Genomic DNA, 22,870 nt, shown 5'->3' with positions numbered 1-22,870 from the left:
GATGGGTTGTCATGGTTAGTTTTTGGCGAAAGTAATTGTACCAGCCCATCATGCTGTCTAATAATCCATCTCGAAAGATCAACAAGCCCTAGTTGATCCAAAAGAAAAATTCCCACCCTGTACGCCAAAGTCACTTGAACTGTTTGCTAAAGCAGCTAAAAAAGCCGCAATGGATACTGAACAAATTGGTGCAAAAGACATTCATCGGTTGGCAGAATTCGACGGGCTATTTATTCGCGAGACTACCGGGGTGAATCATCACACCTTTCACATGGCATTGAAAGCAGAGCGCGAAGGGCTCGCAGTAATAGATGATCCTAATTCCATTCTACGCTGCGGTAATAAAGTCTATCTGCAAACCTTGTTTGAACAACATAAGGTTCCCATGCCAGATGGTATTATGCTGTTTAAACAGGATGAGGATAATTTAGAGCGTGCTGCTGATACGTTAGGTTTACCGCTGGTACTGAAGATACCGGATGGCAGCTTTTCCCGCGGTGTTGTTAAAGTAAAAACCTTAACAGAACTGCGCTCACAACTTAGTGTGTTGTTTGAACAAAGTGCAATTATTTTGGCACAACGTTACACCTTTACCGAATATGACTGGCGTATAGGTGTGCTAAACGGTATGGCTATTTTTGCTTGTAAGTACTTTATGGCCCGCAACCATTGGCAAATATATAAACACGGTAAAGCAAAAACTGAAAGTGGTGGTTTTAGCACCTGCGCTATCAACGAGGTTCCCGCGCATGTTCTTGATGCAGCAATTCGTGCCTGCGCACCGATTGGCGATAGTTTATATGGTGTAGATATAAAGCAAGATGGCGACAATGTTTATGTTATAGAGGTAAATGACAACCCGAATATCGATGACGGCGTAGAAGATTTGTTTTTGGGTAACAAACTGTATGACATGCTGGTAGAAGACTTTATTCGCCGAATTGAACTAAAACGTTAAGTCTGGGGGGGCACAAAAATGTCCGGAACATTTTTGGACAGCCGAAGGCTGGTCCCGAAGGGATGCCTGCAAGGATTGCAGGCACAAAAAAACCGGCCTAGGCCGGTTAATTTGGTGCAGATGGAGAGACTCGAACTCTCACGCCTTGTGGGCACAAACACCTGAAGCTTGCGTGTCTACCAATTCCACCACATCTGCGTTATGTTTTACGCTGAGCGTCTAACATGGCGTGCAGTATAGCGAGTTTCAAAAACCAGTCAACTGCGAAAATACACATTTTGACTGGTTTTATATCGTTCGAGCAAATACTAAGCATGTAGCCTAGTATTTGGCCTTTTTAAGCAAACCAATCTCTTCTAAACGCTGCATTAAATAGTCGTTAGAGTTAATTGGTTCAGGATAACGATTGGGCTTGTCGGCACTGATACAGCTTTCGAGTGTTTCAATAACATAATCCGGGTTTGGGTGCATGAAAAACGGAATAGAGTACCGTGGCTCACCAGCAGCAACGCCCGCAGGATTTACTACGCGATGTGTTGTCGATGGCAGCACATGATTGGTCAGTCGTTGCAGCATATCGCCAATATTCACCACAATAGTGCCTTCAATTGTCGTAACTGGTAACCAACTGCCATCGCGACGCAAAATTTCCAAACCGGCTTCATTGGAACCAACCAATAATGTAATAAGGTTTATATCTTCATGCTGTCCAGCGCGAATCGACTGCGTAGAAGTATCTTTAATTGGTGGATAGTGAATGGGTCGTAAAATGGAGTTACCGTAATTCACTTTATCAGCGAAGTAACCTTGCTCTTGGCCAAGAAATAGCGCTAATGCTTCTAGCACGGTATTTCCCAGCTTTTCAAGTTCGGTAAACAACGCATAAGTTGCCTGCTTAAAACCTGCAACCTCGGTTGGCCAAACATTAGGATATAAACTTGGATGTGGCGCAGGCCCATCCAACTCCCGACCAACATGCCAGAACTCTTTAAGATCCGGATGATTTGAGTCTTTCGCTTTTTCAACACCAACGGCAGTATAACCGCGAGCACCGCCCTGACCAGGCTTGAAGTACTGCGCTTTTAATTCATTGGGTAAAGCAAAAAACTGCTTAATTGCTTTGTATGTATTATCTACCACTTCGTCAGGAATGCCATGGCCGCTAATGCCGCAGAATCCAAACTCAGTGTAGGCCTTGCCAATTTCGGCAACAAAGTTATCTTTGTCGGTGGCAAACCGTCTTATATCTAACGTTGGAACTTGCTGTGTCATATAAAAGACCTGTTTTTTAGCCTAAAGAAAAAAAGAACCCTGCTATAGCAGCGCTCATTAAGTTAGCTAATGTTGCCGCTAGCAAAGCTTTTAAACCCAGCTCAGCAATATCAGCCCGGCGACTTGGTGCCATACCGCCCAAACCACCTAATAAAATGGCAATAGAAGAAAAGTTGGCGAAGCCACACAACGCAATCGTAACGATTACCTGGGTATGCGCGCTTAACTGCTCCTTCACCTGCACAAAGTCGAGGTATGCGACAAACTCGTTAATAACCAACTTCTGGCCAATAAAACTACCTGCCATACGCGCTTCATCCCAGGATACCCCCAAAATAAAAGCCAACGGTTGGAATACGTAACCAAAGATCACCTGTAGCGTTAACCCCTCATAACCAAACCAGCCCGCAATGCCGCCAATAGCGCCATTGACCAGTGCAATTAAACCAACAAAGGCCAGCAACATAGCGCCTACATTTAACGCCAACTGCATACCGCTTGAAGCACCGGCCGCAGCAGCATCAATCAGATTGGTATGCTCTGTTTCTGTTTTAATTTCATTTAACTCATTTTTGGGCTGTTCAGTTTCAGGCAAAATCATTTTCGCCATTAAGAAGCCACCAGGCGCTGCCATAAAACTTGCTGCAATTAAGTATTTTAACTCTATGCCTAAACCGGCATATCCTGCCAGAACTGAGCCGGCAACAGAGGCTAAACCGCCTACCATTACCGCAAATAGTTCCGAGCGTGTCATCGTTGGAATAAAAGGGCGCACTATTAATGGCGCTTCAGTCTGACCAACAAAAATATTTGCCGCAGCAGACATAGACTCCGGACGGCTAGTTCCTAATAGTTTTTGCAAGCCGCCGCCGATAATACGAATAACCCACGTCATCACACCAATGTGATACAGCACGGCAATTAACGACGAGAAGAAAATGATAATTGTTAAAACGTGAATGGCAAAAATGAACCCCTGAGATTTTCGTCCAATGTCACCAAAAAGGAACTCAATACCTGAAGTAGCGTAACTAATGATATCCGCAACAAAAGTTGAAATGCTGTATAGCACTTCTTGACCAACTGGCACATACAGAACAAAAGCTCCTATGGCTAACTGAATAGCAAAAGCGCCTCCTACAGTACGCCAGTTTATACGGCTGCGATTGGCTGAAGCGGCATAAGCAACAAGTAACAGGGCGAAAATGCCCACTAATCCCATCATACGTTATTCCCTGATTATTGTTATTCCGCCAGTAACTGGCGAATTTTTGCTTTTATTATATCGATCGCAATCTGGTTTTTACCGCCACGGGTCACCACCAAATCGGCATATTGCTTAGACGGGGCAATAAATTCAAAAAATGCCGGCCGTACCGAGTTTTCGTATTGTTCAGTTACAGAGCTAAGGCTTCGGCCTCGATCTTCTAAGTCACGTTTAATCCGCCGCAATAAGCATACATCCAGAGGGGTATCCATAAATACGGTGATATCAAACTGATCACGTAGCTTTTCATCGGTAAGCAATAAAATCCCTTCAACCAGAATCACTTTAGCCGGCTGTACGGTTATCGTTTCATCAATACGGGTATGTATTTTGTAGCTGTATTGAGGCATTTGTATGGCTTTACCACTGCGCAGCGCACGCAAATGTGTTGCCAGCAATTCATGTTCAAATGCTGCGGGGTGGTCATAATTGGTTAAAGTACGCTGCTCAAACGATAAATGGCTTTGATCGCGATAGTAAGCATCTTCAGACAAAATCGCAATTCTCTCACCACCTAACTCTGCAACCAACTCCTGGTAAACAGTTGAAGCAAAAAGGCTTTTACCTGATGCAGACGCGCCGGCAATGGCAATAATGGTATTTTTTCCCACTTCAACCTTCATTTTTATAAAATTAGCCGGCAATTATCGCTAAAAAAGGCTAATTAAGAAATAAAAAAATGCCCGCATATTGCGGGCATTTAATTTATGTTACAGGTTCAAGCATTAGAACTTGTATTCAATACCTACTGTCATGCGCCACAGTGAAGGCGTTGCTACACGGCCTTGTGGATTCTGATTAGTAAATTCGTTGAACACATATTGACCCTGTGCATTTACAGCTGCATCAACTACCGCTGCTGTTTGTGGGAACGTCGCTTCGTATAATACACCCCAATCATCATTTAAAAAGTTGGTTAGGTTATCAATAACAAAGAACGCCTTCACTTTATGACCGTTCATGAAACCAGGTAATTCTTGTTGAATGCGCAAGTCAACTTTAGTCCACCAATCGCTGTAAAACTCGTTACGACCTGCAATGCCACCAGAAAATTTATTTAAACCATGTTCATTTAAATAATTAAAGAAGCCTTCAGTATCAAACGCCGTGTAAACACCATCTCTGTCAGTTACACCACCCCAAACAACGTTTGGATCATCCATACCAGTTGGTACATACAATAGTTGACGCCCTGACGATGTATCTCCTGCGATTTCGCTATCAAAGGTATAGCTGTAAGGACGACCTTTGTTGTGAGAACCTAACAAGCTGAATGTTGTTGTGTACCCATCAACAAAATCGTGCTTATAACTTGCTCTGAATGTAAAGCGATGCGGCGTTTCATAATTTGATGTTGCTGGCATTGGATTGTTGAAGTCAGTACGTGCGTAGTTACCAAAGTTTGATCCAGCTACAGAGCTTGTCATTGGGTTTGAATCTTCAGCTTGAATATAAGCATATGCAAATGACATATTCAGACCAAAATCAAAGTCTTTGCTAACAGAAGTGCTAAATGAAAACTGCTTAGCATCCGAGCTAGCATTGGTTAACATGTAATCACCTTCACGATTACCTTCGATACTTTTATATACCGGCCGGCCATCGAACAAAGTACCCGATTGAACTAGTGCCAAGTCACGTACGATAGATTGATTTTTAGACACGGTATACATCAGATCCGCCATAACCACATAACCTTCATCGAAGGTATAAGTAGCACCTAAAGCATACTTCCATTCTTCAGGTAACTTAAAGTTTGGATCTACAGCGTTAACCGCGCTATCACCAGTAGCATTTGTAACTTGGTCAAAGTAAGACTGTGGAATATCAAATAATGGGTTTCCAGCACCGCTTAATGGTACATCAAATAAATTGATGCCAGGTGAACGGTCAGTGATTTGAATTTGTGTAACACCATCACTTTGATAACCGTTTGCTAGCCATACATTGGGGTTACCACCCGAGTACAAACCAACACCACCGCGAATTTCCAGTTGATCACTGTAGTTCCAGTTAATACCTAAACGAGGTTGTATTAGACCCTCGCCATCAAAAGTTGCATCGTTAGCAAAACCATAACGCTCAACAAAGTTATCGTTTACGCGAGGTGTATCGCTACTGCTGTACCAGTCATAACGCAGACCGTAAGTAACAGTCAGGTCATAATCATAGATGTAGTATTCATCTTGTGCATATAACGTGTGAATTGCATAACCAAAGTTAGCCGCAGCATCACTAGGGTCGTTTGTGCCAGCACCACTTCCGTAATAAATTTCGTTAGGTGTACCCGCTTCAAAAGCATCAATTGAATAGAACCGGTACTCACCGATTGTATGCTGGACGAACAAGTTAAATACATTGTACTCTTCAAATTCGTAACCCGCATTGATCAAGTGATCACCTAAAGAATAGGTACCCGCAAGCTTCAGGAAAGTAGTGTCATAGTTTAATTTGTTTGACTGACGTGAATCGTCCACACCCATAAATACCGTTGAACGTGGGCTGCTACTTGCTCTTACCTGAACTTCGCCCATACCACCTGGGCCAATGTTAACTTGACGGTTATCTAACTCTGAGTAACCAAGACGTACTTCAGTAGAAAACTCATCAGTCCAGTCAGAAAAAAATTGTGCAACGTATGACTCAAACTGAGCACCACGATCATAGTAGTGGTCTGAAAATTCATAGTTAAATGGTCGCGGGTCAGATTCTCTTACCGAGCCACCATCATTATAGTTGTAAGTAAATGCCGCGCGATGCGCATCATTTATATACCAATCTAACTTAACTAATAATTTTTCATCTTCAACAGGAGATGAACCAATAGGTGCGCCAACCTCGTATCCATAAACATCACGCGCAATTTGTGCTATACGATCTAAATTCGCCTGAGTTAAACCTTCAACTTGTGTACCAGCTGGCGTATCCTCAGGGCCACGCGTGAAGGTATCAGCGCCTTCATATTTTTCGTAAGCTGCAAACCAAAACAATTTATCTTGTACTAAAGCGCCACCCATATTCAGGCCAAAGCGCTTCTCACTGAAATCATCCTGAGGTACGTTTTCACCTTCTAATTTATCACCAACTAAAGATTGGTTTGAGTAATCATAGAAGAAAGAACCTTTAAATTCGTTCTCACCTGATTTTGTCACAGCGTTAATATTACAAGCAGTAAAACCGCCATATTTAACATCAAACGGCGCGAATTCTACAGAAACTTGTTGGAGCGCATCGTATGAAAATGGCATACGTTCGGTTGGGTAACCATTGTTATTCAAGCCGAAGTTGTCATTCATTTTAACGCCATCAACAGTCAAGCTGTTAAAGCGCGGGCTGGCACCGTTACATTGAATACCACGAGCAAAACCAGCATCAACATATATACGAGGGTCAGCAGCTACGATATCTGTAATATCACGATTAATTGAAGGTATGGTTTGCAAATCTTCCAAACCAAAATTAGCTACCGGGCTTTTACTGCCATAAGCAGAGTTAGTCATTAATGAGCCAGTAACTGCAATGCGTTCAATAGCTTCTTTTTGGATAACAACATTCAGGTTTTGAGTTTCACCTAAATTAAGAAAAACGTTATCTATAGTTTCGATGCGACCTTCAGGACCGACCACGCTTAATAAGTATGGACCACCAACTTGTAAACCGCGTGCAGAAAACGTACCTGAATCGTTAGTTGTTAACGTTCTAACTGTACCATTACGCTTATCAGTAACAGTAACAGTTGCATTAGAAACCGTAGTACCGGCTTCAGTAGTGACAACACCACGAACAGCTGATGAGGTTTCCTGTGCAAAAGCGATATTGCTAACGCCAAGTGCGAGCGTTACCGCTAAAGCTATATTTTTAATTTTCATATCGTATTTCACCTGGTAGTTGTAGGTATTTATCTAAATCCACTTGAAAACAAATGTTGCGTTCAATTTGGGAGATAATGGTAACGAAACCATATTACATTTTTCTTACGCCAATCCGATTTGTGGGAACTTTTTGTTCCTCTCATTGTCTTAGGCGATTGCCATACAAGTGTAACATAGCTGGTCAGAGTTGCGCACTATGTCGCTTAAAATTGACTAAAAAATGACTTTTACTGCATTTGCAGACATACGCTGGTTTTTGTCTGTTGCGGGCTTTATGCTATACACCCATATGGTTTATAAGTTCTCGATTAATGACTAAATTTTCCAATACACTTTTTCTTAGCTCTATACTCAGCCTTGGAGCCGCATCAGATATGAGTGCCACTGAAGTTACCTTTGCTACGTTTAACGTCAGTATGGAAGCACAAAACTATTTGCCTCAGGGTAAACTCGGTGATGGTACCGTGCTGCCGTCCTTGCTTCGAAATGACGAACAGCCACAAATTAAAAACATTGCGCACATTATTCAAATAGCGCAACCAGACGTGCTACTACTCAACGAGTTTGATTACATTGCAAACCCGGAGCATGGCATAAAAGCGTTTATTCGTAATTATCTGAATAAACCACAAGGTACCGCGCCAGCTATCGATTATCCCTATTTTTATTACAGTACAGTTAATACCGGCCAACCCAGCCCCTATGATCTGGACAATGACGGCCAAATAACCGGCATTGGCGCAGATGCCTGGGGCTTTGGATTTTATCCGGGGCAATATGGCATGGTACTGCTGTCTAAATACCCGATAGATAACGCTAAGGTCCGCACCTTCCAGCATTTTAAATGGAAAGATATGCCAGGCTTTATGCCGACTAAAAAAGCCGATGGCAATGCTTGGTACAGTAGCGAGGCTTGGGCTGAATTTCCGTTATCATCGAAAAGCCATTGGGATGTGCCTTTAAATATTAACGGTAAAACGGTGCATGTATTGGTTAGCCACCCTACTCCACCGGTGTTTGACGGGCCTGAAAACCGCAATGGCATTCGCAATCACGATGAAATTCGTTTTTGGGTCGATTATCTTACCCCCGCTCACAGCGCATACATTTATGACGATAACGGCGTTAAAGGTGGCTTAGATAACACAGCACGTTTTGTGTTAATGGGGGATCAAAATTCATCTGTTGATGGAGAGGGCGATGCGATACATGCAGCGATTAAAACGCTGTACAACCATCCCCGTATAAATAACAGCCAACCGCCTCAAAGCAAAGGCAGTGCCGAACACACCCCGGATAATCCCAACGCAGCACATCATACAGCCGGCTGGCGTATGCGGGCCGATTACGTGCTGCCGTCAAAAGCAGGCATCACGCTTAAAGACAGTGGTGTGTTCTGGCCGGTAAAAGCAGATCCGTTATACCCACTTGTGGGTTCGCGCGGTGCCAGCTCAGATCACCGGTTGGTGTGGGTAAAACTTGAACTCAGCGCTGATTAATCAGCACTGAGTCATCAAACTACATATCAGAATTTTAAGACTAAATTTTGCACATGTACCGTAACCTCTTCACGGTCATGGTACAAATGCTTTACCTGTAGCCGGTATTTAATGCCGGCCTCAAAGAGGCGTTGTTCAAGTTGCGCTAAAATTTCTGTTACTGTTTCATAGCGTTTTTTCATCGGCAACTTTAAATTAAACATGGCTTCCTGACACCAGCCGTTAATTAACCAATCGCCCATACGCTCAGCAACCCGCTGTGGCTGCTCTATCATGTCGCAAACCACCCAGTACACATTTTTCTTTTGTGGTTCAAACTTAAAACCATCTACCGTTAAATGCTTAACCTGGCCGGTTTCCATTAGCGACTCTGCCATAGGGCCGTTATCAATGGCAGTAACCATCATACTGCGTTTAACCAGCTGATAAGTCCAGCCGCCGGGGCTCGAACCTAAATCTACCGCATTTAACCCGCCACCTAAGCGTTTATCCCATTCGTGTTTCGGAATAAACTGTAAAAAGGCTTCCTCCAACTTTAACGTACTGCGACTAGGGGCTTCGTTGGGGAATTTAAGCCGCATAATGCCGTTTTCCAGTGGGCTGTTATTCTCCGGATATGACAAACCGACATACCCCTGCTGGCCGGTCAGTAAAAATACATGCAGTACCGGGGCGCGCTTTTGCTCTTTTGCCAACATAACACCAGCCTGGCGCAGTACCTGACGCAGCGGCACAGTAAGTTTGCGTGCCAGCGTCGACAGTGTTTTACCGTCATTGGTTTCCGGATACTCAACCCTTAACTCGCCGCAACCACTAAGCTCTGCAGCCAATACCGCCTCAATTACAGGCGCAATGCGGTCAGCTGGCGGCAGTTCCAGCAGTTCCGCCTGTAACAGACTCCACTGGCGGATAAAAATAAACTGCTCAAACGGAAAGTCACGATAAAACTGTGCAAGGCTGTCGGCATCATATGCTTCAAAGACCACAAAAGCGCTGTTGGCACTTAGCTTACAAAACCCGAACACATCGTACTGCCCGGCCTGGTGCTGAATTTCAGCCGCGCATTCTTTTTCAAAACCTGCACGACAGTATAATAATAATTGTTTCATGTTAACTCCGCTGCCAGGCTGTTACGGCAAATAGTAACCAGGCAGCTATAAGTAACTGACCGCCAATCGGAGCCAGTTGTGCATAATAAAACGGCAGGGAAAATACACCCGCCAGTATAGTCCAAACAAAACACCACAAACCAAGATGCCACAACAGGGCAACTAATTTAGTCAGTTTAGCGTCCCGGCGTTGTTGTCCTAGCGCCATTAACGCTAACGTATGAAATGCAAATATTGCTAAAGCACTAATAACCCGTGCCGTATTAATGTCACTCAAAGCTGCTTGCCAAAGATGCATGAGTACAGCACTAAGGCCAACAACGGCGGCACCATACAATGCAGTAATACTATTACTTAACGGCCAAAAGTATTTCATCAATCATCCTGCTACAAAATTGTGCCGTCTGCGCAATCAACTCGGCTTGTGTTAGCCCGGTTTTTACTCTGGGTTTAAAATCATGATCACCATCATTTAGCCAATGCAGGGTTACGCCTGGCCATTGCTTATCTGCTAGCTCATCACTATTACCAAAAGCATCGCGCTCACCTTGCATAATAAATAACGGCCGCGGCAGTTGGTTAAAATGTTCAGTGCGCCAGCTTTGCTTCTTAGGCGGGTGAAATGGATAACCAAATGCAAATGCCGCCAAGATGTTTATATCTGCCGGTAGCATACTAGCAACGCGGCCCCCCATCGACTTTCCCGCCACAAATTTAGGCAACGATGTGTCGCAACAATCAATTGCTGCACAAAACTGCTGCAATAATTGCGGTATTTTGTCAGGTAAACTGCGTTTACCTGACGCAATAAAACGCTGCATGTAGGTAAAGTTAAAGCGCCATACCTCTATATTGTTCAACGTAAGCTGCTTGGCAAGCTGCTGCATAAATTCACTGTTTGCGCCTGCACCGGCACCATGTGAAAGTAGCAAGCAAGCTTTGGGCGCTAGCGCTTTATCAATAATAAACTCAGTCAAGGGCAACCGCATTTGTGAATTGCTGCTCGGCAAACGCTGCCTGCTCTGCCTCAACCATCGACATCATCCATTGTTTAAAGGCGGTGATCTTGCCAAGCTCTGTCTGGCTTTCCCGACAAACTAAGTAATAGGCATCTTTAGAAATCAGTACATGGTTAAACGGCACAATTAAACGCCCGGAGTTTATATCAGGCCTGGCCAGAACATTGTGGGCAAGCGCTACCCCCTGCCCATGAATAGCGGCTTGTAACACCATCGATGAGTGGCTGAAAATAGGCCCTTGATTAACATTAAAATGCTTAAAGTTTTGCGTGGTAAACCACGCTTTCCAGGCACGACGAGAACCATCGTGCAGCAAATTGTGATATTGCAAGTCTGTCGGCTCGGCCAATGGCTTACTGCTGTTTAATAATAGCGGTGAGCAAACCGGTAACAGATATTCTGTGTGCAGTTTATCCGCATGTAAATTTCGCCAGGTGCCGCGCCCGTAATAAATTGCCACATCAACATCATCGGTAAGCGACCCCTCATCAAGGTCTACTGCTTTTATCCGTACATCAATGTCAGGATGCTGTTCACTAAATTGGTTTAACCTTGGGACTAACCATTGAATAGCAAAACTAGGCTGTAAACTTACGGTAAGAGATCCTTTAGCACCGCGTGCCAACAGCTTTTCTGTAGATTCATGCAGCTGTAAAAATATTTCTTTAATATCAAGGAAGTAACTCTGCCCTTCTTCCGTTAACAGTAAAGAGCGGTTTTTACGCATAAATAGTTTTAGCCCAAGATGATCTTCCAGCGCTTTTATTTGATGACTAATTGCGGCTTGAGTGACATACATCTCTTCCGCCGCCTTAGTAAAACTTAAATGCCGGGCGGCAGTTTCAAACGCTTTTAAGGCATTTAACGGGGGCAAACGACGCGCCATAACATCTCATTAGTTATTAAATTTTCTAATCCGAATTATAGCGCTGGTAAAGCTGGTTAGCTAGTAAAGTACCTATATCAGCTTACTTTTCTACTGGTTTGTAACCTTCTATCTCAACGTCTTCACCCTTAAACAGAAAGGCTTCCATCTGAGTTTCTAAAAACTGCCGGTGTTCAGAGTTCATCATATTAAGTTTTTTTTCATTAATCAGCATAATCTGTTTTGCCTGCCAAAGGGCGAAAGCTTCTTTACTAATACTATTGAAAATTTTCTTACCCAAATCACCAGGGTACAGTTGAAAATCCAAACCGGGGGCGTCTTTCTTTAAGTACTCACAAAATATAGTACGGCTCATACTGAATTGTCCTTATGCATTGGGGCTGTGCGAATGAGTTGTTGAAACAGGTGTTTTGCCGGCGCCGACAAGCCAACCTCAGGAATGCGGTCTATTGTAAACCAAGTTGCTGCCGATTGCTCCTGTACTGCTAGGGGCATCGCTTTAAGTGTTAGCCAAAGTGGTTGGATCCATAAATGAAAATGGCTAAACGTATGGCGAAAACCGGCAAGCTCTTCTTTTGTATTGATAGCTAACGCGTGCTGCTGAATAAGCTGCTGAATATAGTTTTCTCGTTCATCTGATGTATTAAATTCAATAAAACCAAACAAGCCACCCCATAAACCAACAGCGGGACGTTGCACTAATTGCACTTTATTATCATGTTGCAATAACAACCAAAAACTCTGTTTTTCAGGTAAAGCCTTTTTAGCTTTTTTGCCTGGGTACAGGGTTTGATCACCTTGCAGTGCGGCCTTACATCGAAGTTTAAGCGGGCACTCCACACAGTTTGGTTTGCTGCGACTACACAAACTTGCACCCAAATCCATCATCGCCTGATTAAACTCGGCTCCGGTTTTGTCAGGCGTTAATTGCTCTGCTAGTTGCCATAACTGTTGCTCTACTTCTTTTTCTCCCGGCAAACCGTCAATTGCAGCAAACCTGGCTAACACACGCTTACAATTACCATCCAGAATTGGGTAATGCTGCCCCAAAGCCAATGACAATACGGCACCAGCTGTCGAGCGCCCTATACCCGGCAATGCCAAAACCTGGTCAAAACTGCTTGGAAACTCGCCGTTGTGTTGCGCCACTATCGTTTGAGCCGCTTTGTGTAAATTTCGGGCCCTGGCGTAATAGCCAAGACCTGTCCACATATGCAACACTTCATCCAGCGGCGCTTGGGCTAATGCATTGATATTAGGAAAACGACTCATAAAGCGCTCAAAATACGGAATAACCGTTGCAACCTGCGTCTGCTGTAACATAACTTCACTAAGCCAGGTTTTATAAGCACTTTTATCCAGCTGCCATGGTAATGTTTTACGGCCATGCTGCTGATACCAGCTAACCAACTGATTTGAAAACCAAACTGCATCTTTTTGCTGCAACATAACGGCCCCAAAATTAAACAATGCGCGCAGTATAAGCAGCACAGAATTGCTTGCCAACTACAAACGCAGTTGAGCAATGCGGCTAATACAAGGATAATACGCATCATAAACGAATAGCGGAGCAACTGATGACTGACGGTACCGAGCAGCAAGGCGAACAAGCTGAGAACAATAATACTTATATGCGAAAAATACGCTCCTTTGTACTGCGTGAAGGCAGGTTAACTAAAGGGCAGCAACATGCGCTTGACACTTACTGGCAAGACTATGGTTTAACATATCAAGCTAACCCTCTGGCGCTGGATAGCGTATTTGGCCGCAGTAATGAAAAAGTGTTGGAAATTGGTTTCGGCATGGGTAAATCGCTGGTCGAAATGGCCAAAGCAGCCCCCGAGAAAGATTTCATCGGTATAGAAGTACATAGGCCTGGTGTAGGCGCTTGCCTGTCTGACGCAGCTAACCAGCAGGTCAAAAACCTGAAAGTGTTTGAACACGATGCAGTTGAAATCTTAGAGCATACAATTGCAGACAATAGCCTGGATACCGTGCAGTTGTTTTTCCCTGATCCATGGCACAAAAAACGCCACCATAAAAGACGCATTGTACAAGCCGAATTTGTGCAGCTATTGCGCCGAAAACTTAAGCCTGGCGGCGTATTTCATATGGCCACAGACTGGGAAAATTATGCAGAACATATGCTGGAAGTTATGCAAGGTGCTAGCGGTTTTGCCAATATGTCTGCTGACAATAGTTATGTCGCGCGGCCAGAGCATCGACCATTAACGAAATTCGAACAACGTGGCCAACGTTTGGGCCATGGTGTGTGGGATCTGATGTTTAAAAAGGAAAGCTAAATGCTAGCAACAGCCAGTCAACTGGTATTACGTAACATCAAGGATCTGCGCAGCAAGGTATTAATCGTCGAGCCTATGGCTGATAGCCTGGCAGCTGAAATATTGCATGTTGCGCCTGAACTCACGCTAAGTTGCTACAGCACGGACGCCGCCGTAGCAGCGTGTTGGTCGCACCTTGGCGTAACATTGCATACAGAGGTAAGCCCTAACTTTACTACCGCATTTGACACCGTGGTTATTTTTTATCCTAAAAGTAAAGAGCAGCTTGCTTTTACCCTTGCGCAACTAAAATCTGTTATTTCCAGCAGTACCGACGTATTTGTCACAGGTGATAACAAAGGCGGCATTAAGAGCCTAAGCAGCCATGCGCAAAAACTGGGCTTAAACGCCAACAAACTGGACAATGCCAAGCATTGCTTATGGTTTTCGCTGCATGGCGACTTTCAGCAATTAACTGCGACTAAAGCGTTAAGTTTTACCATTAACGCCGCAGGCGAAACGTTAACACTTTATTCTTTACCGGGCGTATTTAATCATGGCAAGTTAGATGTTGGTACGGCATTGCTACTGGATAACTTGCCAAATATCACCGAAGGCAAAGTATTAGATTTTGCCTGTGGTTGCGGTGTTATAGGCGCCGTTCTTAAACGCAAACATCCTAAAATTGAGCTATTTAGCTCTGACATTAGCAGTCTGGCCGTTAGCGCCACGCAAATGACACTCGCTGCAAATAACCTTAGCGCACAGGTAATAGCAGCAGATGGTTTACCGGACAATCCCAAACAATTTGATTGTATTATTAGTAATCCACCATTTCACACCGGGATTAAAACTGACTACAGTATTGTAGAAACGTTTATTGCACAAAGTGCTGTTCGTTTGAGTAACAACGGTAGCCTTACCATTGTCGCCAATAGTCATTTAGCGTACATGGAGTTGTTACAGCAATCCTTTAAACAGGTTAGTATTAAAGCCAAAGCAAACGGCTTTATTATTTACCGCGCGAGCCAAAAAAACTAAGGAAACCCTATGCGCGCACTTTCAGCTCTGTTTCTGTTACTGTGGTTAACACCGGCAACAGCGGCTGAAAGCTTGCAGTGTATTCAGCACCCAAAACGCGCCAAAGCCTGCCCTCATCTTTTATATCGTTCGGCGCAATTTGCAGAAATGTCAGCGCCAGCTATTGTTTGTATCTGCGCCAGTGATTTTAATGCACTGTTAAAGCAACCAACAACGGAAGCCGAAAAAGTACGTTGGAATATGACAAAGCGTCAGATGGAGGTAATTTATGGCAACAACTTGCAAGGGATTTTAGATATATTGCAGCGGAAAAATTAATCAGGTAGCAATATCACGCGCTCGGTAAAACGTCCTAATTTCTCCTCACCAAATGAGAGCAGAACAGGCACTAAAAACAACTCACCCTGTTCTACCCAATAAATCGCATTCTGTTCAAATTGTCTCGCTAGTGCAATGGCGTTACCTTTATCACACAGCACAATCCAACTCTTTTCTTCGAAACTGCGATCAGGTGCACTGCCAATAACCGAGCGGTGAGGTAGCCGCTGCTGGTTCAGATATGCTTGTAATTCTTTATCTCGACGTAAATTAAGGTAGGGATGCTCAGTAACACCAGCGGGGTTTTGTGCGCTGATAATTGCAAAATCCATATCGCAATTTAGCGCTTGATGACAAAGAAAAATACTCGTTTTATAACTTTCCCACAGACTCATAATCCGTTCCATGTATAACAAGTGTTTCAACTATAATCGGCTTTAGTAAATTTACCAGTGCTGTTTGCTAATTTTCATGAATATGCATAACATCAATACAGGTTGCCAAATGGCATTGGCTATAAAAGTGATTGAGATAACTGAATGATCGCAATAGATAAAACCACTTCCATTAAAAGTGCACTGATCTGGGTGATTATGCTTATCTGTAGTCTGACATTGTGCCTTGCGATGTTGATATCAACCACACAGGATGTGAAGTTACAGCAAAAGAAATTAGTTGCGCAGCTTGAAGGCTATGTCAGCATTATCGCATTCAATGCAAAAGACAGTATTTTGCAAGATGATGCCGACACAGAAGATAACCGGCTAAACTCCTTTAAAGCTGTGCATATACTGCACAATATCCACATTTATAAGCAGCAACCTGACTCTGACGAGCTTCGCCTCTTCGCCATCTACAATCATGAGGGTGTTGGTCCATTCCCCGTGCAGTTCGCCAGAGTAAAGCAGTTTCTGAAACCTTATGTCAGCGATAACTATATTGAGCTAACCAAACCAATAGTTGATGGCGACAGCACCATAGGATATGTATACGTTAGAGCGAGCCAGGAGGAGTTAAATGACTATATACAGGCAAGAATTCTGTTAGACATCATTATTGCGCTCGTAGCACTGGGCAGTGCGCTGTTTGTTAGTGCGAAGCTACAACAACGTTTTACCACCCCGATTGAATCATTGCTAAACGTAATGCAAAAAGTATCTAAAGAAAAAAACTACCAAATTCGAGCCCCAATAACCCCAATCAAAGAATACAATATGCTGGGTCGGGCATTTAATACGATGCTTGATAGAATTGAGCAGCAAATCAGTAAATTACAACTTGCTGAGCAAGAAAATCGCCAGTTAACGCAAAGTTTGGAGCAAAAAATAGAACAACGTACAGATGCATTAAAAACATCTAATCAGGAATTACTCAACACCTTGGCCACCTTACACCAATACCAGAATCAGATTGTCGAAACTGAAAAAATGGCTAGTCTCGGCCAAATGGTTGCTGGCGTGGCACATGAAGTTAATACCCCTATTGGTTTAGGTGTTACCGCATCAACCTTGTTACAAGACAAGCTTACTGATATTCAAAAGGCCTTTGATGAAAAGAAACTAACTTCTTCACAATTGGCTAAATTCCTATCGGAAAGTAAAGAAAATTTAGGCATTATTTATCGCAATATGGAACGCGCAGCCAGCCTGATATCTAGCTTTAAACGCGTTGCTGTCGACCAATCTAATGACAACCGTCGTCAGTTTAATATGCTACAGCTTATAAACGAAGTTCTTTTATCACTTCGACCAAATCTTAAAAAAACCCAACATCAAGTTATTGTCAATTGTCCTGCGCAACTTGAATTGGATAGTAAACCCGGGCCAATAAACCAGATTTTAATTAATCTAATTATGAACAGTCTAATACATGCCTTCGAGTATATTGAGCAAGGCATAATCAATATTGATGTAGTAGTGGGTAACAACAATTGTGAGTTAATTTACACTGATAATGGTGCAGGTGTACCCGAGTCAATCAAAAAACGTATTTTTGACCCCTTTGTCACCACTAAACGTGGTGAAGGAGGTAGCGGTCTTGGTATGCATTTGGTCTACAACCTTGTGACACAAGCACTAAACGGGAAAATTCTATTAGATAGTACTTTAGGTCAGGGCGTTCGAATTAAAATAGACTTCCCAGTGATTACAATCGAAAACAAAACATAAAAATCATAGACTTAGCAAGAGAAAAATAACAAACCTTGTTTAATACACACTTTGGATAGTCCAATTGTTAACAAAAAACTTGTTAACAATTGGACTGATGGTTATAATTGCGTATTATTTGACAATTGATCGTCATATATAGAAAACATATTCCAGCCATTAACTTAACAGAATTTACACAAGGTACAAATCCAATGCAAACACCTGTGATTCTTATCGTTGAAGACGAAGAAGTAACCCGCTTAAACCTCGTAAGCCTGTTTCAAGGTGAAGGGTATGATGTCATCGAAGCAATAAATGGCGAAGAGATGAATCAAAAACTTACCGACAACAAGGTAAGCCTGGTGGTAATGGATATTAACCTGCCAGGCAAAAATGGCCTAATTTTGGCAAGAGAGTTACGCCAGAAAGAAAATATTGGTTTAATTTTCCTAACCGGCCGCGACAGCGAAGTTGATCGTATTTTAGGTCTTGAAATTGGTGCGGATGACTATTTAACCAAGCCGTTTAATCCACGCGAACTTACTATCCGTGCCCGCAATTTGTTAAACCGCACTGTAGCGCAACCTGTGGTTGAAGAGCATAAGAGCGTTGTTAAATTTAACGGCTGGACGTTAGATGAAAATAGCAGAAACCTAACTTCACCAAAAAATGTTGCCCGTCGCCTGCCGAAAGGTGAGTATCGCGCTTTGCGTTTAATGCTGGACACACCAGGTAAGATTTTTACCCGTGAGCAATTAATCCGTCATATGACTGGCCGTGACTTACGTCCAAACGATCGCACAGTAGATGTTACTATTCGCCGTATCCGTAAGCATTTTGAATCAGATGTTGATAGCCCAGAGTTAATCAGCACTATCCATGGTGAAGGCTACCGCTTTGTGGGTAAGTTAGAAAAATAAGTATTAAGCTTGTTCTATGAACTCAGACAGAGCAGCCATGTGCTGCTCTGTTTTTAGATGAAAGTCTACCAATTGCCGTTCCAACCCATGCCAGTTTACCGGCTCTTGTTCTAACCTCTTCGCATGTTTTTGCACCCATAAAAGCCCAACAGATGCAGCAGCACCTTTAAGTTTATGAGCGGCTTCCTGAAAGTCTTTTTCTTGACGTTGTACTGCGGTTTCTACTAACTTATTCATATAGCCAGGTAACAACTGCGCAAACAACTGGGCACTGCGTCGAACAACTTCCTTACCAAGCGATTGCAAATAGTCATTCAAAATTGCTTCATCAAGTATCTGTGACTCTGCCGATACAACCGGCTCATTTGTGTGCAATAGCTTAACAACGCTTGGTGAAAACAACCGGGCCAACATCTGGTCAAGTTTACCTGTGTTAATTGGCTTTGCCAGTGCCCCTTCGATCAGTACACCGTCTAATTGATGTTCTGCTTTACGCACATTGGCACTTAATACAACGATAGGCAGAGATGCCAAATGGGGCTCTTGCCGTATATACTTTGCAATTTGCTCACCACTCATATCAGGCAATTGCATATCAAGCAGTACTAGATCAATGTCATCTTCTGTTTCCAAAAATGCCAGCGCATCTTCTCCCGTTTCAGCGTGCAAAACTGTATGACCTCGTTGTTCAAGCAAACTTATTGCAATCTCAGCATTGAGGGGGATATCTTCAACCAACAAAATAGTCAATTCTGGGCAGGCTATTTCGTGCTGTGCCTCTTGTGCAAGCTGTTGGGCAGGTAATTTGACACTAAACTGGCTACCCTCACCAATATTACTGCTAACGTGTATATCGCCCTGCATCGCTTCAATAAGCGCACGCGAAACAGATAATCCGATTCCCGACCCCATAATACTTAGGCGACGGCCATCATTAGATTTGTAGTACATGTCAAAAATGCGCTGCTGTTCCTGCTTCGCAATACCTATGCCGGTATCTTCGATTAAGAAATGTAACTCATGCTCAGCACTATCTATTTCACAATGTAAACTTACAAGCCCATTGGCAGTAAATTTGACGGCGTTATTTAAAAGATTCCATAGTACCTGTCGCAAACGCGTTGGGTCCAACCGTAAAAAAACATCAAGATCGCCCTGACAGGTTAATTTAAACTGCAATCCTTTTTGCTGACATAGTAATTCTGCAAAATTGGCAATATCACTAATGAACTGCTTTAGTGCCACACTCTGATAAACAATATCCAGATCCTGACGGTCAATTTTGTCTAAATCAATAATATCATTAAAAATATTGCCAAGTGTTTCGGCACTGCTAAAAATGGTATTTGCCCAACCATGTTGCTGCTTAGTCAAACGGCTTTCTAATAAACGCCGACTCAAACCGACAATACCGTTAAGCGGTGTCCTCAGCTCGTGGCTTAACGTTGCAATAAACTTACCTTTATCCTGATAGGCTTTTTCCAACGCCTGCTCAGCTAGCTTACGCGACGTAATATCCCGACCAAAACCCAATAAGCCAATATAGCGGCCATGACGGTCATAAAATGGTACTTTACGCATTTCAAACCACAGAACCTGGCCGTCGTCTTTTACAAATTCAACGTCAAGTGTTAGCTCTGATGGCTGCATGCTAACTTCATATTCCGTTAGAATCGCAGCCTGCGCACTATCGTCTGTATAAATTTCTGCTGGATAATGACCAATCAACTCTACCGCCGATTTGCCCATAATCACTTCAAACATCTTATTGCAACTGGCAAACCGTCCAGTTTCGTCGCGGTAATAAAATAAATCAGGAGAACTATCAACAATGGAGCGGATCAATAAGCTTTGTTCTTCCAGTTCAATTTGCGCTTTTTTTCGCTCAGCAATTTCTTTTCGTAATTCATCAATAGCACGACGTTTAGCCTGAAACGCTTTTTTACGTTCTTCTATCTCAAAGTTAAGCTGACGAATATTGTCCTGCATACCTTCATTTAACAAACGCTCTTGGTGGGCAGAGTCTTCCAGATAAGATAAAGCCGCATCTAAATGCAGCACAAGATAAAATAGAAAAGAGATGCATACCGGTCCAAGCAACACAGAAAAAATCAGTGCTCCCTGAATTTGTTGCCAGTTAATTGTATTGTTTACGACAAGACCAAAAACCGCACCTACAACAAATGCAATGCCAACAAACAGTAGCTGGCACAATAGCGCCAGCTTAAGCTTTCCCCATTTACGAATCCAACTGGCGAAGGTTTTAACCTGTGGATGAATAGGTCCTTGCATCAGGTTTTCACCTCACCATACGGCTATTGATTAGCAGGCTGTATATCCAACATCAGGTTACGATATGAACAATACTCAATGTCTACACCTTGCTGACGATAAACGCCTTGACGGGTATAAGATGACATATCCTTATATAAATTAACTGTATGCCCCTGACCAATGCGTACGGCCTTGGCATCAGCACGACGGCTTTGCGTTGTACATAGTAACTGAGCCAGCTGCTTGTAATTGTTTCGTTCAAACAGTTCGCTAGAGCTTAACATTGGCGATAAAGTGTTGTTTGCAGCAAATTTCCAATCGGCAAAACGCGTACGTAGAAACCCATCTTTAATTTCTAATTTATCATCACGGGTAAGGTAATGGGTACTTACATTAGTAATGCTCGTTGCAGCACCTTCACCAGAACTTTGCGATTTCTCGTTGTCCACAATATACACACCCGCAGCACCGATAACTTCCATGACAACGTCTGGCGAATTCTCTCCACGACCGGCAGCAACTAATAAAGCGGTTGCTTCATCTATACCAAAACCAAATCGAGTTTGAGTATCATTTTGTAAACGAACTAAGCGCCCCTGACGGCCGCGTTCAGAAAAATGGGTATCCAAAATGCCCCAGTTGAATAAGCCAAGCCCCCCCTGACCATTAAATGTCAGATGATTTTCAGCTAAACCATTGGTACAGCTTTGATCTCTATCACAACCCGGCTGCGGTGCTGGTAAGTCAAAAGCACCGTATTGTATGGCGTTGTAGCTATCACCATTAGTTATCATTGGGGTTCTTTTGCCCTGATAACTGCCACCAGCCATAACAGCGGTGCCGGCACTTGTGCCTGCAACAATAATCTGTCCCGCGGCTATCATCGATTCAATTTGCTTTAACTCTGGCGTGGCAGAACCATCAGGCTGGCGAAACGCTTGCACCGCTAAACTTTGATCACCACCACTGATAAAAACAGCATCCGCCCGGCGTATTTGCTCTACCGCACCGTCACTGCCTTGCTTGCAAAAGTTATTCAATTCCTGCATTAAATCCGGATACACCCGGCCTCGCTGGAAGGTGCCATGGTAGGCAGCAAGATACTGAGGGAGTTGATCACAACTTGCAGCATCATTAACCAAGCTGTGCTGTGCGGCTTGATAGGCTGCATTTAACGGCAACCAACTTACATCAGCTCCCGCTTCTTTAAATACGTTGACATACATATCTACCGCAGCAAAAGGATCACGTCCTGACGCGGTTACCACCAATATACGTGGTTTGCGTTGACTACCCGCAACTTGCTGAGCTAACTCAACTATTTTTTTATATATTTCAACGGTAAAACCATCTTTAGTTTTAGACAAATCAGCAAATTCTTTTTGCCGCTTTGGCGTACTACGGGCTGAATCAGTGCTAACAACAGCCATTACTTGCAGTTGATCAAGCACAAAATTTCGTTCACGATCACTCAAAGCGCTATAATTCGTTCTACCGGAAACCCAGATACCATCAATTTCAATCTCAGCAGAGCGCCACATTCTTAAAAGTTCGCGTTCTGAGACTCGCTCACTCTTCACTTTACTGCGCATATATTCTAGCAGTGCTAAAGTTTGCTGCTGCTCAATAACACGTTCTTCGGTCCAAAATGCGTTGTCAGCAATATTTGCCAAATGCTCTGGCGATAACATAAATGCCTCGTCAGATTTTGAGGCAGCAGTAAACGGCTCAGGCCCACTGCAATATCGAACATCAACGGAGCTGCAGGTTTGCAAACCACCACCAACTAATACCATCGAATAATCCGGAAAACTCTTGGTATCGTTCACATTAGCAGCAGATGCATTGCAGGCAAGTATGGCAGCGGCTGTATAAAAGCTAAATGATTTCATTATTCTCTTTCTTATCCTAAGCGTACAAATGTTCAACTACCGGTGCGACAGATAGCAACGTCAAATATTTTTATGCATAGATTATCCTGTATTGACTTCTTTGCCAATTAG

General features: G+C 43.3%; 20 protein-coding genes and 1 tRNA gene. 7 read left to right on the top strand and 14 right to left on the bottom strand.

Features of this window, described 5'->3' with window-relative positions:
• Nucleotides 1-169 precede the first annotated feature (169 nt).
• Nucleotides 170-958, top strand: coding sequence for an ATP-grasp domain-containing protein (locus H595_RS22285; RefSeq protein ID WP_240474890.1), 789 nt, complete (start codon nt 170-172; stop codon nt 956-958).
• 112 nt (nt 959-1,070) lie between these two features.
• Here the strand turns inward: H595_RS22285 and H595_RS0112625 are convergent.
• The 5 genes from H595_RS0112625 to H595_RS0112605 form a co-directional block, all read right to left on the bottom strand.
• Nucleotides 1,071-1,156 (bottom strand) — tRNA-Leu (locus H595_RS0112625).
• Between the two features lie 123 nt (nt 1,157-1,279).
• Complete coding sequence (locus tag H595_RS0112620) at nt 1,280-2,230, bottom strand: isopenicillin N synthase family dioxygenase (RefSeq protein WP_027671540.1); 951 nt, start codon at nt 2,228-2,230, stop codon at nt 1,280-1,282.
• A gap of 16 nt (nt 2,231-2,246) precedes the next feature.
• Nucleotides 2,247-3,455: a NupC/NupG family nucleoside CNT transporter gene (locus H595_RS0112615; protein WP_027671539.1), complete on the bottom strand. Its 1,209-nt coding sequence runs from the start codon at nt 3,453-3,455 to the stop codon at nt 2,247-2,249.
• 20 nt (nt 3,456-3,475) lie between these two features.
• A complete protein-coding gene (udk, locus tag H595_RS0112610) occupies nt 3,476-4,108 on the bottom strand; it encodes a uridine kinase (RefSeq protein ID WP_027671538.1) in 633 nt (210 codons plus the stop codon).
• A 114-nt stretch (nt 4,109-4,222) separates the two neighbouring features.
• Complete coding sequence (locus tag H595_RS0112605; RefSeq protein ID WP_027671537.1) at nt 4,223-7,366, bottom strand: TonB-dependent receptor; 3,144 nt, start codon at nt 7,364-7,366, stop codon at nt 4,223-4,225.
• A 377-nt stretch (nt 7,367-7,743) separates the two neighbouring features.
• Between H595_RS0112605 and H595_RS0112600 the strand changes: the two genes are divergently transcribed.
• The gene (locus H595_RS0112600; RefSeq protein WP_051219881.1) at nt 7,744-8,868 is read left to right on the top strand and encodes an endonuclease/exonuclease/phosphatase family protein; all 1,125 of its coding nucleotides are present in this window, start codon (nt 7,744-7,746) and stop codon (nt 8,866-8,868) included.
• 26 nt (nt 8,869-8,894) lie between these two features.
• On the opposite strand, the gene rlmM is transcribed toward H595_RS0112600, so the two are convergent.
• The 6 genes from rlmM to mutY all read right to left on the bottom strand — a co-directional run bounded on the left by rlmM (nt 8,895) and on the right by mutY (nt 13,331).
• Nucleotides 8,895-9,977, bottom strand: coding sequence for a 23S rRNA (cytidine(2498)-2'-O)-methyltransferase RlmM (gene rlmM, locus H595_RS0112595; protein ID WP_027671535.1), 1,083 nt, complete (start codon nt 9,975-9,977; stop codon nt 8,895-8,897).
• A 1-nt stretch (nt 9,978) separates the two neighbouring features.
• On the bottom strand, nt 9,979-10,353 hold the full coding sequence (locus tag H595_RS0112590) for a DUF423 domain-containing protein (RefSeq protein WP_027671534.1): 375 nt from the start codon (nt 10,351-10,353) through the stop codon (nt 9,979-9,981).
• Nucleotides 10,328-10,954, bottom strand: a complete 627-nt coding sequence (locus tag H595_RS0112585; RefSeq protein ID WP_240474889.1) for an alpha/beta family hydrolase — start codon at nt 10,952-10,954, stop codon at nt 10,328-10,330. The genes H595_RS0112590 and H595_RS0112585 overlap by 26 nt, the downstream gene beginning before the upstream one ends.
• The gene (locus H595_RS0112580) at nt 10,947-11,882 is read right to left on the bottom strand and encodes a transcriptional regulator GcvA (protein WP_027671532.1); all 936 of its coding nucleotides are present in this window, start codon (nt 11,880-11,882) and stop codon (nt 10,947-10,949) included. Before H595_RS0112580 ends, H595_RS0112585 begins: the two co-directional genes overlap by 8 nt.
• Nucleotides 11,883-11,964: 82 nt before the next feature.
• Nucleotides 11,965-12,237 carry an oxidative damage protection protein gene (locus H595_RS0112575; RefSeq protein ID WP_027671531.1) on the bottom strand — a complete coding sequence of 91 codons (273 nt, stop codon included), beginning with the start codon at nt 12,235-12,237 and terminating at the stop codon, nt 11,965-11,967.
• Nucleotides 12,234-13,331 carry an A/G-specific adenine glycosylase gene (gene mutY, locus H595_RS0112570; RefSeq protein ID WP_027671530.1) on the bottom strand — a complete coding sequence of 366 codons (1,098 nt, stop codon included), beginning with the start codon at nt 13,329-13,331 and terminating at the stop codon, nt 12,234-12,236. Before mutY ends, H595_RS0112575 begins: the two co-directional genes overlap by 4 nt.
• Before the next feature lie 128 nt (nt 13,332-13,459).
• On the opposite strand from mutY, the gene trmB reads away from it, so the two are divergent.
• From trmB to H595_RS0112555, 3 genes are read left to right on the top strand one after another with little or no spacing between them, the layout of a single operon-like run.
• Nucleotides 13,460-14,185 (top strand): tRNA (guanosine(46)-N7)-methyltransferase TrmB, encoded by a 726-nt coding sequence (trmB, locus tag H595_RS0112565; protein WP_027671529.1) that lies wholly within the window; start codon nt 13,460-13,462, stop codon nt 14,183-14,185.
• Nucleotides 14,186-15,205, top strand: coding sequence for a methyltransferase (locus H595_RS0112560; protein ID WP_027671528.1), 1,020 nt, complete (start codon nt 14,186-14,188; stop codon nt 15,203-15,205).
• Nucleotides 15,206-15,214: 9 nt separating this feature from the next.
• Nucleotides 15,215-15,523, top strand: a complete 309-nt coding sequence (locus tag H595_RS0112555; protein WP_027671527.1) for a hypothetical protein — start codon at nt 15,215-15,217, stop codon at nt 15,521-15,523.
• Here H595_RS0112555 and H595_RS0112550 read toward each other — a convergent pair.
• Nucleotides 15,520-15,918 (bottom strand): DUF3293 domain-containing protein, encoded by a 399-nt coding sequence (locus tag H595_RS0112550; RefSeq protein ID WP_051219879.1) that lies wholly within the window; start codon nt 15,916-15,918, stop codon nt 15,520-15,522. The genes H595_RS0112555 and H595_RS0112550 overlap by 4 nt on opposite strands.
• 144 nt (nt 15,919-16,062) lie before the next feature.
• Between H595_RS0112550 and H595_RS0112545 the strand changes: the two genes are divergently transcribed.
• Together H595_RS0112545 and arcA are read left to right on the top strand one after the other, a co-directional pair.
• The gene (locus H595_RS0112545; protein WP_027671525.1) at nt 16,063-17,691 is read left to right on the top strand and encodes a sensor histidine kinase; all 1,629 of its coding nucleotides are present in this window, start codon (nt 16,063-16,065) and stop codon (nt 17,689-17,691) included.
• A 194-nt stretch (nt 17,692-17,885) separates the two neighbouring features.
• On the top strand, nt 17,886-18,593 hold the full coding sequence (arcA, locus tag H595_RS0112540) for a two-component system response regulator ArcA (RefSeq protein ID WP_027671524.1): 708 nt from the start codon (nt 17,886-17,888) through the stop codon (nt 18,591-18,593).
• A gap of 3 nt (nt 18,594-18,596) precedes the next feature.
• Here the strand turns inward: arcA and H595_RS0112535 are convergent, their stop codons facing one another.
• Both H595_RS0112535 and H595_RS0112530 read right to left on the bottom strand, forming a co-directional pair.
• Nucleotides 18,597-20,885 (bottom strand): ATP-binding protein, encoded by a 2,289-nt coding sequence (locus H595_RS0112535; RefSeq protein WP_051219878.1) that lies wholly within the window; start codon nt 20,883-20,885, stop codon nt 18,597-18,599.
• A 23-nt stretch (nt 20,886-20,908) separates the two neighbouring features.
• On the bottom strand, nt 20,909-22,759 hold the full coding sequence (locus tag H595_RS0112530) for a cyanophycinase (protein WP_027671522.1): 1,851 nt from the start codon (nt 22,757-22,759) through the stop codon (nt 20,909-20,911).
• Nucleotides 22,760-22,870 lie beyond the last annotated feature (111 nt).

Origin of the sequence: Rheinheimera baltica DSM 14885, from assembly GCF_000425345.1 — a bacterium.
In the GTDB taxonomy this organism is placed as follows: domain Bacteria; phylum Pseudomonadota; class Gammaproteobacteria; order Enterobacterales; family Alteromonadaceae; genus Alishewanella; species Alishewanella baltica.
Note: the sequence above shows the minus strand (reverse complement) of the source record. Positions and strands in the feature narration are given on the sequence as shown.

Excerpts from the sequence above, each read along its gene's own strand:
- H595_RS22285 (WP_240474890.1), top strand. The coding sequence starts at position 170 with ATGGATACTGAACAAATTGGTGCAAAAGACATTCATCGGTTGGCAGAA.
- H595_RS0112620 (WP_027671540.1), bottom strand. The coding sequence starts at position 2,230 with ATGACACAGCAAGTTCCAACGTTAGATATAAGACGGTTTGCCACCGAC.
- H595_RS0112615 (WP_027671539.1), bottom strand. The coding sequence starts at position 3,455 with ATGATGGGATTAGTGGGCATTTTCGCCCTGTTACTTGTTGCTTATGCC.
- H595_RS0112605 (WP_027671537.1), bottom strand. The coding sequence starts at position 7,366 with ATGAAAATTAAAAATATAGCTTTAGCGGTAACGCTCGCACTTGGCGTT.
- H595_RS0112600 (WP_051219881.1), top strand. The coding sequence starts at position 7,744 with ATGAGTGCCACTGAAGTTACCTTTGCTACGTTTAACGTCAGTATGGAA.
- rlmM (WP_027671535.1), bottom strand. The coding sequence starts at position 9,977 with ATGAAACAATTATTATTATACTGTCGTGCAGGTTTTGAAAAAGAATGC.
- H595_RS0112590 (WP_027671534.1), bottom strand. The coding sequence starts at position 10,353 with ATGAAATACTTTTGGCCGTTAAGTAATAGTATTACTGCATTGTATGGT.
- H595_RS0112580 (WP_027671532.1), bottom strand. The coding sequence starts at position 11,882 with ATGGCGCGTCGTTTGCCCCCGTTAAATGCCTTAAAAGCGTTTGAAACT.
- H595_RS0112575 (WP_027671531.1), bottom strand. The coding sequence starts at position 12,237 with ATGAGCCGTACTATATTTTGTGAGTACTTAAAGAAAGACGCCCCCGGT.
- mutY (WP_027671530.1), bottom strand. The coding sequence starts at position 13,331 with ATGTTGCAGCAAAAAGATGCAGTTTGGTTTTCAAATCAGTTGGTTAGC.
- trmB (WP_027671529.1), top strand. The coding sequence starts at position 13,460 with ATGACTGACGGTACCGAGCAGCAAGGCGAACAAGCTGAGAACAATAAT.
- H595_RS0112560 (WP_027671528.1), top strand. The coding sequence starts at position 14,186 with ATGCTAGCAACAGCCAGTCAACTGGTATTACGTAACATCAAGGATCTG.
- H595_RS0112555 (WP_027671527.1), top strand. The coding sequence starts at position 15,215 with ATGCGCGCACTTTCAGCTCTGTTTCTGTTACTGTGGTTAACACCGGCA.
- H595_RS0112550 (WP_051219879.1), bottom strand. The coding sequence starts at position 15,918 with ATGAGTCTGTGGGAAAGTTATAAAACGAGTATTTTTCTTTGTCATCAA.
- H595_RS0112545 (WP_027671525.1), top strand. The coding sequence starts at position 16,063 with ATGATCGCAATAGATAAAACCACTTCCATTAAAAGTGCACTGATCTGG.
- arcA (WP_027671524.1), top strand. The coding sequence starts at position 17,886 with ATGCAAACACCTGTGATTCTTATCGTTGAAGACGAAGAAGTAACCCGC.
- H595_RS0112535 (WP_051219878.1), bottom strand. The coding sequence starts at position 20,885 with ATGCAAGGACCTATTCATCCACAGGTTAAAACCTTCGCCAGTTGGATT.
- H595_RS0112530 (WP_027671522.1), bottom strand. The coding sequence starts at position 22,759 with ATGAAATCATTTAGCTTTTATACAGCCGCTGCCATACTTGCCTGCAAT.